A 10,159-nucleotide genomic window follows, 5' to 3' on the forward strand; every position below is an offset into this window, starting at 1 on the left:
TGAGGAGCCCGCCGCGGAGCGGAATCGTGCATTACAGGTTCAATTCCGGCGCCGATGCAAGACCCGAACCGGCTCCGCACGCGACGAACGGGGGTTGCTTCTCACCGCTTCCGTCATCCGCCCGCAAGGCGCTCAGGGGCCGATCCCCAGGGACTTCAGCTTGCGGTGCAGGGCCGAGCGCTCCATGCCGATGAATTCGGCGGTCCGGGAAATGTTTCCCGAGAAGCGGGCGATCTGCGCCACGAGGTATTCGCGCTCGAAGATCTCGCGCGCCTCGCGCAGCGCCAGGCTCATCAGCTTCTCGCCGCCGGCGCCGTTCGGGGTCGTCGGCACCAGGGCGCCGATCTCGGAGGGCAGCATCTCCGAGGTGATCTCCTGGTCCGGGTCGGCCTGCGTCAGGATCATCAGCCGCTCGACGTTGTTTTTGAGCTGGCGCACGTTGCCCGGCCAGTTGTGCGACTGCAGCACCGCCATCGCGTCCTGCCCGATGACCCGGCGCGGCAGCCCGGTCTGGGCCGAGATGTTGTTCATGAAGAACTGGATCAGCTCCGGCACGTCCTCGCGGCGCTCCGAGAGCGAGGGCACGCGGATCGGCACCACCGAGAGCCGGTGGAACAGGTCCTCGCGGAAGCGCCCGGCGGCGATCTCATCGGCGAGGTCGCGGGAGGAGGACGAGATGATGCGGACGTCGACGTGGACGCGGGTGGTGCCGCCGACGCGCTGGAAGTTCTGGTCGACGAGGACGCGCAGGATCCGGCCTTGCGTCTCCCGCGGCATGTCGGCGACCTCGTCGAGGTAGAGGGTGCCGCCATGCGCCTCCTCCAGCGCGCCGACCCGCCTCCCCTGCTCGCCGCCGGCCTCGACCCCGAACAGCTCCGATTCCATCGTCTCCGGCAGGATCGCGGCCGCGTTGAGCAGCACGAACGGCCCGCTCGCCCGGGCCGAGGCCTTGTGCAGGCCGCGCGCGGCGAGCTCCTTGCCGGAGCCCAGCGCCCCGGTGATCATCACCCGGGCGTTGGTCGGGGCGACGCGGTCCAGCGTCTGGCGCAGCTGGTTGATCGCCACCGAGCCGCCGACGATGCGGTTGGCAGTGCCGGAGCGCGCGGTGAGGTCGCGGACCTCGCGCCGCAGGCGCGAGGCCTCGAGCGCGCGCTCGGCCACCAGGATCAGCCGGTCGGCCTTGAACGGCTTCTCGATGAAGTCGTAGGCGCCCGCCTTGATCGCCGAGACCGCGGTCTCGATGTTGCCGTGGCCCGAGATCATCACCACCGGCAGGTCCGGGTGGGACGCCTTGATCAGGTCGAGCACCTGCAGGCCGTCGAGGCGCGAGCCCTGCAGCCAGATGTCGAGGAAGACGAGGTGGGGGCGGCGCGCCTCGATCGCGGCGAGCGCCTCGTCGGAGCTGCCCGCGGTGCGCGAGCGGTGGCCTTCGTCGTCGAGGATGCCGGCGACCAGGTCGCGGATGTCGGCCTCGTCGTCGACCACCAGGATATCGGCGCTCATGGCTGCATCTCCGCAATCTCTCGGGGGGCCGTCGTCGCGGCGCCCTTCTCGTCAGGGTTGGGGCGGGCCGGGCCCGCGACCGCGTCGTCCGCGGGCGACAGCGCGCGGGGCACGCGCATGCGCACCTGGCCGCCGCGGCCGGCGGGGTTGTCGTTCAGCTCGATCCCGCCGCCGTGCTCTTCCAGCACCTTGCTCACGATCGCCAGCCCGAGGCCGGTGCCGCCCTCGCGGGTCGTCATGTAGGGCTCCAGCAGGCGCTGGCGCCCCTCGACGGGAAATCCCTTGCCGTTGTCGGTCACCGCGATCGTGGCGAAGCCCTCCTCGACGGTGAGGCTCAAGCCGATCTTGCCCTTGCCGAGCTCGGCCTCCGGCACCTCGGCCACCGCCTCGACGGCGTTCTTGAGGATGTTGGTGATCACCTGGCTCAGCAGGCGGATGTCGAAGGCCGCGGTGATCTTCTCGGCCTCCGCCGTGCCGGTGCCGCCGAGGCCGTGCGCGGTGAAGGCGAAGTCGATGTCGGGATGCGCCACCCGCATCATGAACAGGTTCTGCTTGGCGATCTCGGTGAGGTCGTTCTCGGCGATCGCGGGCTTGGGCATCCGGGCGAAGGAGGAGAACTCGTCGACCATGCGCTTGATCTCGTCGACCTGGCGGATGATCGTCGCGGTGCACTGGTCGAACACCTCCTTGTCGGCGGTGATGACCTTGCCGTACTTGCGCCGGATGCGCTCGGCCGAAAGCTGGATCGGGGTCAGCGGGTTCTTGATCTCGTGGGCGATGCGGCGCGCGACGTCCGCCCAGGCGGAGGTGCGCTGGGCCGAGACGAGGTCGGTGATGTCGTCGGCGGTCACCACGAAGCCGCGCGCGCCGCCCTGCGCCTGCTCGCTGGTGACCCGCACCGCGATGGTGCGCTCGCGCCCGCCCCGCGTGAGCTGGATCTGGTGCGCCTGCGCGCGCTGGCGCCCCTCGGCGCCGGGCAGGAGCGGGGCGAGCTCCGGCACCGCGTCGGACAGGCGCTGGCCGACGAGCGCGCCGTCGGCGAGATCGAGCATCCGCTCGGCGGCCGGGTTCGCGATGGTGACGAAGCCAGCGGCATCGACGCCGACGACGCCGGGCGAGACCCCCGACAGCACGGCCTCGGTGAAGCGCCGGCGGCGGTCGATCAGGTCGCTCGCCGCGGTCAGCCCGGCATGCTGACGGCGCAGCTCCTGCGTCATCTTGTTGAAGCTCTCGCCGAGATGGGCGAGGTCGCCGTCGGTCTTCCGCGCCGGAACTTGAGCGTAGAAGTTGCCCGAGGCGACCTGGTCGGCGGCATTGATCAGGCGGCGGATCGGGGCGACGAAGCGGTTGGCGAAGTTCATCCCGAACCACACCGCCGAGAGCAGGGCGATCAGCGCGATCAGCACGAAGATCGAGGCGAAGGTCACCTGGATCGAGGTGCGCAGCGAATCGTAGGTGAGGTACTCGGCCGCCGCCGCGCGCGACACGCCGGGGAAGTCGATGGCGAGCTGGTTGACCTCGCGCTGCACCAGCAGCACCGCGTCGTCGTAGGCCGGCATCCGGAACATCGCCGCGAAGACGCGGCCCTCGGTCGGCAGCAGGCAGATCGGGTCGCTGGACTTGGCCGCGTCCTCGAAGGCGGCGGCCGAGGGCAGGCGCGTCGTCTTGAGCACGTCGATCTTGGCGCGCGCCACCACCTCGTTCGGCCCGCGCATGATCTGGGCGACCGGCAGGCCGAGATTGGTCGCGCGGGTGGTGAGGAAGCCCTCGAACCAATCGCGGTTGACGTCGAAGTTCGGCCGCGCCCGGGTCAGGTCGTCGTTGAGGATGCGGATCTCGCGCGCCAGCGACTGGCACTGGTTCTCCTGGTAGGCGTCAGCCACCTCGACGGATTTCAGCACCACGTCGCGGACCCGGTCGGTGAAGCCGAGGGAGAGGCCGCGGTCGATCGTCACCGAGGCGACGACGGCCAGCAGGCAGGTCGGCAGGATCGCGATCAGCGAGAACAGGCCGACGATGCGGGTGTGGAGCCGGGCCACCGCCGCGTTGGCGCGCCGCGCATGCAGGAAGACCCGCGCCTCCCAGGCGATGATCACCGCGAGCCCGAGCACCAGGGCGACGTTGATGGCGAGCAGGGTGACGCCGATCGTAGGCGTCGGCGTCACGCGGATGACGCCGGCCAGCACCAGGAAGGTGGCGATCGCCGAGATCAGGGCGGTGACGACCACCCCGGCGCCGATCCAGCCGGGCCCGCGCGGCCCCGCCCGCAGCGCGTCGGGGACGGAGGCACCGCCCTCGTCGGGCCTCGCCGACGGGGCCTCCGAAGTCCTGGATCGCAGAAACGGCATGGCTGATGCAGAGCCACCACAGTGTGGCGAAATTATTACGAATCGGGCATTCGCCCGGTCGCGCCGCGCGCCCGGCGCTCCGGCCGCGACGCTTCGGCCTCCGCGCGCTTGGACCCCGGGCCGGACGATGCTATCCCGGTCGGCGGAGGCGAACGGGGTCTGGTGGCCCTCCTGGTCTTCAAAACCAGTGGTACGCCCAAAGCGTACGGTGGGTTCGATTCCCATCCGCTTCCGCCAACCGCCCTCCCCCGTATCGATCCACGCGCCCCTCCGGACGGGGCTCGCGCCTTGGTGCGGACGGCCGTCGCGGCTAGGACGCGACGGACCTGTCCCGGACGCGGTTTTCCTGATGTTCTCGACCCTGATGGTCGTGCTGCCGATCTTCGCGCTGATCTTCGCGGGGTGGCTGGTGCGGCGGCTCGACGTGCTCGGCGACGGCGCCACGGCGGAGCTCAACCGCTACGTCGTCTACCTGGCGCTGCCGGCGCTGCTCTTCGACGTGATCGCCCACACCCATGCCGCCGAGATCTGGCAGCCCGGCTTCATCGCGGTGTTCGGCCTGAGCAGCGTGATCGTCTTCGCCGCCACCGTGACGTTCCGCCTGCGCCGGCCGCTGCCGCTCGCGGACGCGGCGATCGACGGCCTCAACGCGGCCTACGCCAACACCGGGTTCATGGGCTTTCCCCTGGCGCTGGTGGCGCTCGGCCCGGCGGCGCTGGCGCCGACCACCATCGCCGCGATCATGACCGTCTGCGTGGTGTTCGCGCTCGCCATCGTCCTGATCGAGATCGGGCTTCAGGCCGAGGGGCGGCGCTCCGACCTGGCCCTGAAGGTCGCCCGCTCGCTCGTGCGCAACCCGCTGCTGATCGCGCCCGCCCTCGGCGCGCTGGTCCCGCTCTCGGGCGCGGCCGTGCCGCTTCCCGCCGAGACCTTCCTGAAGCTGCTCGGCGGCTCGGCCGCCCCGTGCGCGCTCGTCGCGCTCGGCTTGTTCCTCGCCCGCCCGAGGGGGTCGGACGAACGCCCGGTCGCCGCGACCGCCCTGCTCGTCGGGCTCAAGCTCGTGGCGCATCCGCTGCTGGCCTACGGCCTCGCGCGTGCCTTCGGCCTGCCGCCGCTGCTGCTGCACACCGCCGTGCTGATGGCGGCTTTGCCGACCGGGACCGGGCCGTTCATGCTCGCCGAGTTCTACCGGCGCGAGGCCGCCGTGACCTCGAACGTCGTGCTGGTCTCGACGATCGTCTCGATCCTCACCGTCTCGGGCTACCTCGCCGCCATCCGCTGACCGGGGGATACGGCTGTGGCCGCACCGCAACGCCCGGGGCGCGAGCGGCGCCACGGTTCGATTCCTGTCTTGTTATTGTGTTACATCCGCATAATGAAACATTATAACATGATGTGACGAGGCGTGATGCGAAGCGGGCAAGCGAGATTCCGGGCGACGCTGTTGGGACTGAGCCTGGGCCTGCTGCCGGGTGCGGCGCGGGCGCAGGACGCGGTCGCCCTGTCCGAGCTCAGCGTCACCACGGCGAGCCCGATCCAGCCCGGGCCGAAGGCGGCGCCCGAGGCGAGCCTGCCGGCGGGCATCCTGCCGGTGGCCGTCGACACCTTCTCGCCGGTGACGGTGGTGACGCGCGACCAGATCGCCCGCGAGCAGCCGCGCACGCTCGGTGACGCGCTGATGGACCGGCCCGGCATCTCGGCCTCGACCTACGCGCCGGGCGCGGCCAGCCGGCCGATCATCCGCGGCCTCGACAACAGCCGGGTGCGGATCCAGGAGAACGGCGTCGGCATCCAGGACGTCTCGGAGCTCGGCGAGGACCACGGCGTGCCGATCAACCCGCTGGTCTCCGACCGGATCGAGGTGATCCGCGGGCCCGCGACCCTGCGCTACGGCAGCCAGGCGATCGGCGGCGTGGTCTCCTCCGAGAACAACCGCGTGCCGACCTTCATCCCGCCGCGCGGCTATGCCGGCCAGGTCACCACCGGGTATTCCAGCGTCGACAACGGCCGGCTCGTGGCCGGCACCGTCGATGCGGGCTCGGAGAACGTCGCGGTCCATGCCGACGGCTTCCGGACCGGCGCCGACAGCTACGACACGCCCGCCGGCATCCAGGCCAACTCCGCCAACCGCTCGCAGGGCGGCGCGGTCGGCATGTCGGTGATCGGCGACCGCGGCTTCGTCGGGATCTCGTACAGCCACTACGACGCGCTCTACCAGATCCCCGGCGGCGAGGCGGCCGAGAGCCGCACGCGCCTGAACCCGAACCAGGACCGGGTGCTGGCGCGCGGCGAAGTTCGGCCGCTCGAGGGACCGTTCGAGGTGATCCGGTTCTGGGCCGGGGGCTCGGTCTACAAGCACCAGGAGATCGGCCTCGGCGAGGACGGCCTCGACGGGGTGCAGGCGACCTTCAAGAACCGTGAGGCCGAGGGCCGCGTCGAGCTGCAGCACGTGCCGGTCTTCACCGCCCTCGGCACGTTGACCGGGGCGCTCGGGCTCCAGGCCGGGCGGCGCGAGATCGGGACCTCGGGCGAGGCCGGCACCCTGCTGGCGCCGACCGATTCCCGCTCGAACGCCGTCTACCTGTTCGAGGAGCTGAACGTCGGCCACGGCCTGCGCTTCCAGGCCGCCGGGCGGATCGAGGGCGACCGCTCCACCGGCACGGCGACGCAGTTCCCGGGGAGCTACCTGCCGGTCGAGGGCGAGGATCCGCTCGCCTTCGGGCGGCGGCGCAAGTTCGCCCCCAAGAGCCTCAGCTTCGGCGCCCTGCAGGACCTGCCCTACGGCTTCGTCGCGAGCCTGAACGGGTCCTACGTCGAGCGCGCGCCCACCGCCTTCGAGCTGTACTCGCGCGGGGCGCACGACGCGACCGCGACCTTCGAGATCGGCGATCCCGACCTCAAGAAGGAGCGGGCGCGCACCGTCGAGGCCAGCATCCGCCGGGCGGAAGGTCCGCTGCGCCTCGACGCGACGGGCTACTACACCCGCTACACCGGCTTCATCTACAAGCGCGAGACCGGCACCCGCTGCGGCGACGACTTCGCCTCCTGCGGCTCCGACGACGCGCTGCAGCAGATCGTCTACTCCCAGCGCAACGCCACCTTCTACGGTGCCGAGATCGGCGCGCAGCTCGACCTGATCCCGGTGGGCGACGGCTGGGCCGGCCTCGAGGCGCAGTACGACTTCGTCCGCGCGCAGTTCGACGACGACACCTACGTGCCGCGGATCCCGCCCCACCGGGTCGGCGGCGGCGCGTTCGTGCGGGCGGACGGCTGGTACGCCCGCGTCTTCCTGCTGCACGCCTTCGCCCACACCGAGGTCGCGCCGCTGGAGACGACGACGCCCGGCTTCGACGACCTGCGCGCCGAGGTGAGCTACACCGAGCCCCTCGACCCGGCGGTCTACGGCGCGAGCGCGGTGACGCTCGGCCTTGCCGGCCGCAACCTGCTCGACGACCGCATCCGCAACTCGGCCTCGTTCAAGAAGGACGAGATCCTGCTCGCCGGGCGCAACGTCCGGATCTTCCTGACCGCGCGGTTCTGACCGGCTCAGGAACCCGCGGCCTCAGCCGTGGCAGGCGCAGCCCGAATGGCCGCAGCCGGCATGGTCCGGGTGGCCGGCGGCGCAGTCCTCGCAGCAGAAGGTCTTGCCCGCGCGCGCGATGCCATGGCCCGGCGCGACCTCGCAGACGCAGTCGGGGCAGGCGCAGGGGACGGTCTCGGAGTCAGTCGGTGCCATCGGTCTCGCGTCCTGATCCGCGCCGCGGAATGCGGCCGGGACCGGAACGTTACAACCGGCGCGTTCATCCGGTCCAGGACGCGAGCGCAGCCGGGCCCGGTCGCGAACGCGCTCCCGGCGCCGTCCCCGGCATCGCCGCCGCGCGCGCCGGACGGTGCCTCAGCGTCGGCCCCTGTCGGCGGCCGACGGCTTCGGCTGCGACTTGGCCGGCACCGGCAGGTCGACGGTGCCGGTCGCCGTCCACTGGCAGATCGCGGTGCCCTGCAGGGCCAGGCAATCGTACTGCGCGCCGCCGAGGGCGACGTGCTCGGCGAGCGCGGCGATCCGATCCCGCGGAAACGCCGTGCAGCCGAGGTGGTCGGCCCTGGCATCGCCCAGGCGTGCGAGCGCGGCGGCCTCGTCGGGCGCTTCCCGCCGCAGGAGACGGTAGTTCGCCAGCGACGGGCACGCGATCACCGGTGCGGAGACCGGCCCCTGCACGGCCGGCGCCGGCTTGGCCGGCCTGCCCGGCGCCTGGGCTTGCACGGGCCGGGATACGGCCAGGGCGGACAGGGACGTGGCGAGCAGGATCGCGAGACGCATGCCTCCTCCTAAGCGCAGGCCGGCATCGGGCCAAGCCTCTGTCCCGGCGTCAAGCCTCCGTGATCGAGCCGGCGTGGCCGGCACGGCGCGGCCCAAGGCCGGATGGCCTCGAGACGGGATCGCGCTCACGGTTGCGCCCGCAGCTTGGCGAAGCGCTTCACCGCCCGCTCCCGGCGCAGGCGCGAGAGGCGGGCGATCCAGAAGATGCCGTCGAGCTGGTCGATCTCGTGCTGGAGGCAGGCGGCCTGAAACCCCTCGGCCGCCTCCTCCTGCGCGACGCCGTCGAGATCCTGGAACCGCACCCGGATCGTGGCCGCCCGCTCGACCGGCTCGGACACGCCCGGCATCGAGACGCTGCCCTCCCGCGCCGTGACGCGCTCGGGCGAGCGGTCGACGATCTCGGGGTTGACGTAGACCATGGCCGGCCCGCCCGGCTCCGGGCGCAGCACGACGAGGCGCCGCCGCACGCCGAGATGCGCCGCAGTCAACCCGGCGGCCGCGGCCGAATCGAGGGTCTCCGTCACGTCCCGGGCGAGGTCGCCGAGATCGGCATCGAAGGCCGTCACGGGGTCGGACGGCACGTCCAGCCGCGGGTCGGGATAGAAGATCAGCGGACGGGCTGCCATCGGATCGGGGTCTCGCGCTGGAGGGTGGGGCGGGCGGCACGCCGGCCCCCGCGTCGGCCGTTCGGGGCGCACCGTGCGTCGGGACGATGGCGATTCGGCGAGCCTTCGCAACGACGCGGACGATGGCGCGTTGGGCTCGCGCCCGCGCCCGCAGGGATGTCGCGCCGGGCTCGCCCCGCCTTCGGCGTGGGACGCGCCATGGGCAACCTCAGCGATCGATCGAGAGAAATCGCTTGTGCAGTGCAATCGTCACGCGTAGGAAGTTCGCGCAACACATTTCGGGATAATTCGGCAATGACCCTTCGTCTTTCCAGCACCTTCGCCGCTCTCGTCCTGGCCTCGGCCACCATGACCGCCCCCGTCGCCTTCGCCAAGCCGATGACCGGCGCCCAGGCGGTCAAGATGATCGACACCGACAACGACGGCACCGTCGACATGAAGGAGATCGAGGCGACCGCCTCGGCGACCTTCGATCGCCTCGAGAAGGATGCCGACGGCACCCTCGACAAGAAGGAGCTGAAGGGCCGCCTGAGCGCCGCCGGCCTGAAGAAGGCCGACCCGGACAACGACGGCACGATCGACAAGAAGGAATACCTCGCCGCCGTCGCCGACCGCTTCCAGGCCGCCGACCCGGACAACGACGGCACGCTCGACGCCAAGGAGCTGAAGTCCCCCGCCGGCAAGGCCCTGCTGATGCTGATCAAGTGACCCTCGGGCGCGACCCTGCGGGGTCGCGTCGGATGTGCCACCTGCGAGCCGCCCCGGAAACGGGCGCGGCTCGTTTTCGTTCGGACACTTCCTGACGCACGTCCGGTTCCGCTTCCCGTCCTGCACCCGCCTCCACCGGACCCTTGCACCGGCCCCTTGGCACCGGACCCTTGCGGCCGACCGTGCGACGTCGCGCGACATGCGAATCCTGTTGACGCATCTCAACCATAGGATGCAAGCTTGCTCCGTCGTGGGGGCAATATCAGCATGAGCATCGATCACCCGAAGGTCGCGGACCAGCCTTCCCTCGTCGCGGAGATGCGCGAGATCATCGAGGAGACCCGCAAGACGATCGAGGCGTCGCAGGGGATCCTCGACCGCTGCACGGCTCACGTTGCCGAGGCTCACAGTGCGGAGGCTCGGGCCGCCGAGGGGACGTCCGGCGATCCGTTCCGTCAACTGGCCGACGCGGCCAGCGAGACCGTCAGCCTGCTCGAAGGCATCGCCGACGGCCTGATCGTCGCCTACGAGTACGCCAAGCTCGACAACGATCCGCCGACGCTCGCCCTGATCGAGAGGGCGATGCTGCATGTCGGCCGGCGCCTCGCCCAGGCCGTCGGCCCGAAGCAGGCCGGCCTCGCCCGCCACTGAGCGCG

9 protein-coding genes and 1 tRNA gene are annotated in these 10,159 nt (G+C 71.4%); 5 read left to right on the top strand and 5 right to left on the bottom strand.

The window, feature by feature from the left end; genetic code table 11:
* Positions 1-132: 132 nt before the first annotated feature.
* Positions 133-1,503, bottom strand: a complete 1,371-nt coding sequence (locus tag MKK68_RS22715; protein WP_244033010.1) for a sigma-54-dependent transcriptional regulator — start codon at positions 1,501-1,503, stop codon at positions 133-135.
* Positions 1,500-3,851, bottom strand: coding sequence for a sensor histidine kinase (locus tag MKK68_RS22720; protein WP_147843073.1), 2,352 nt, complete (start codon positions 3,849-3,851; stop codon positions 1,500-1,502). Before MKK68_RS22720 ends, MKK68_RS22715 begins: the two co-directional genes overlap by 4 nt.
* 144 nt (positions 3,852-3,995) lie before the next feature.
* Between MKK68_RS22720 and MKK68_RS22725 the strand changes: the two genes are divergently transcribed.
* The 3 genes from MKK68_RS22725 to MKK68_RS22735 all read left to right on the top strand — a co-directional run bounded on the left by MKK68_RS22725 (position 3,996) and on the right by MKK68_RS22735 (position 7,392).
* A tRNA-Sec gene (locus MKK68_RS22725) sits at positions 3,996-4,088 on the top strand.
* Between the two features lie 112 nt (positions 4,089-4,200).
* Positions 4,201-5,133 (top strand): AEC family transporter, encoded by a 933-nt coding sequence (locus tag MKK68_RS22730; RefSeq protein WP_244033011.1) that lies wholly within the window; start codon positions 4,201-4,203, stop codon positions 5,131-5,133.
* Between the two features lie 126 nt (positions 5,134-5,259).
* Positions 5,260-7,392 (top strand): TonB-dependent receptor, encoded by a 2,133-nt coding sequence (locus tag MKK68_RS22735; RefSeq protein ID WP_147726348.1) that lies wholly within the window; start codon positions 5,260-5,262, stop codon positions 7,390-7,392.
* A gap of 21 nt (positions 7,393-7,413) precedes the next feature.
* Here the strand turns inward: MKK68_RS22735 and MKK68_RS22740 are convergent, their stop codons facing one another.
* The 3 genes from MKK68_RS22740 to MKK68_RS22750 all read right to left on the bottom strand — a co-directional run bounded on the left by MKK68_RS22740 (position 7,414) and on the right by MKK68_RS22750 (position 8,795).
* The gene (locus tag MKK68_RS22740) at positions 7,414-7,587 is read right to left on the bottom strand and encodes a metallothionein (protein ID WP_147843076.1); all 174 of its coding nucleotides are present in this window, start codon (positions 7,585-7,587) and stop codon (positions 7,414-7,416) included.
* A 159-nt stretch (positions 7,588-7,746) separates the two neighbouring features.
* A complete protein-coding gene (locus tag MKK68_RS22745) occupies positions 7,747-8,169 on the bottom strand; it encodes a hypothetical protein (protein WP_147859539.1) in 423 nt (140 codons plus the stop codon).
* Positions 8,170-8,294: 125 nt separating this feature from the next.
* Entirely contained in the window at positions 8,295-8,795 is a 501-nt protein-coding gene (locus tag MKK68_RS22750; protein ID WP_147726350.1) for a peptide deformylase, read from the bottom strand.
* A gap of 294 nt (positions 8,796-9,089) precedes the next feature.
* Here MKK68_RS22750 and MKK68_RS22755 point away from each other — a divergent pair, with 294 nt between their 5' ends.
* On the top strand, positions 9,090-9,503 hold the full coding sequence (locus tag MKK68_RS22755) for an EF-hand domain-containing protein (protein ID WP_147726351.1): 414 nt from the start codon (positions 9,090-9,092) through the stop codon (positions 9,501-9,503).
* Between the two features lie 267 nt (positions 9,504-9,770).
* Positions 9,771-10,154: a hypothetical protein gene (locus tag MKK68_RS22760; protein WP_147726352.1), complete on the top strand. Its 384-nt coding sequence runs from the start codon at positions 9,771-9,773 to the stop codon at positions 10,152-10,154.
* Positions 10,155-10,159: the final 5 nt, after the last annotated feature.

It is taken from the genome of Methylobacterium sp. E-016, assembly GCF_022829745.1.
Taxonomy (GTDB): Bacteria; Pseudomonadota; Alphaproteobacteria; order Rhizobiales; family Beijerinckiaceae; genus Methylobacterium.

Excerpts from the sequence above, each read along its gene's own strand:
- MKK68_RS22750 (WP_147726350.1), bottom strand. The coding sequence starts at position 8,795 with ATGGCAGCCCGTCCGCTGATCTTCTATCCCGACCCGCGGCTGGACGTG.
- MKK68_RS22730 (WP_244033011.1), top strand. The coding sequence starts at position 4,201 with ATGTTCTCGACCCTGATGGTCGTGCTGCCGATCTTCGCGCTGATCTTC.
- MKK68_RS22720 (WP_147843073.1), bottom strand. The coding sequence starts at position 3,851 with ATGCCGTTTCTGCGATCCAGGACTTCGGAGGCCCCGTCGGCGAGGCCC.
- MKK68_RS22745 (WP_147859539.1), bottom strand. The coding sequence starts at position 8,169 with ATGCGTCTCGCGATCCTGCTCGCCACGTCCCTGTCCGCCCTGGCCGTA.
- MKK68_RS22760 (WP_147726352.1), top strand. The coding sequence starts at position 9,771 with ATGAGCATCGATCACCCGAAGGTCGCGGACCAGCCTTCCCTCGTCGCG.
- MKK68_RS22740 (WP_147843076.1), bottom strand. The coding sequence starts at position 7,587 with ATGGCACCGACTGACTCCGAGACCGTCCCCTGCGCCTGCCCCGACTGC.
- MKK68_RS22715 (WP_244033010.1), bottom strand. The coding sequence starts at position 1,503 with ATGAGCGCCGATATCCTGGTGGTCGACGACGAGGCCGACATCCGCGAC.
- MKK68_RS22755 (WP_147726351.1), top strand. The coding sequence starts at position 9,090 with ATGACCCTTCGTCTTTCCAGCACCTTCGCCGCTCTCGTCCTGGCCTCG.
- MKK68_RS22735 (WP_147726348.1), top strand. The coding sequence starts at position 5,260 with ATGCGAAGCGGGCAAGCGAGATTCCGGGCGACGCTGTTGGGACTGAGC.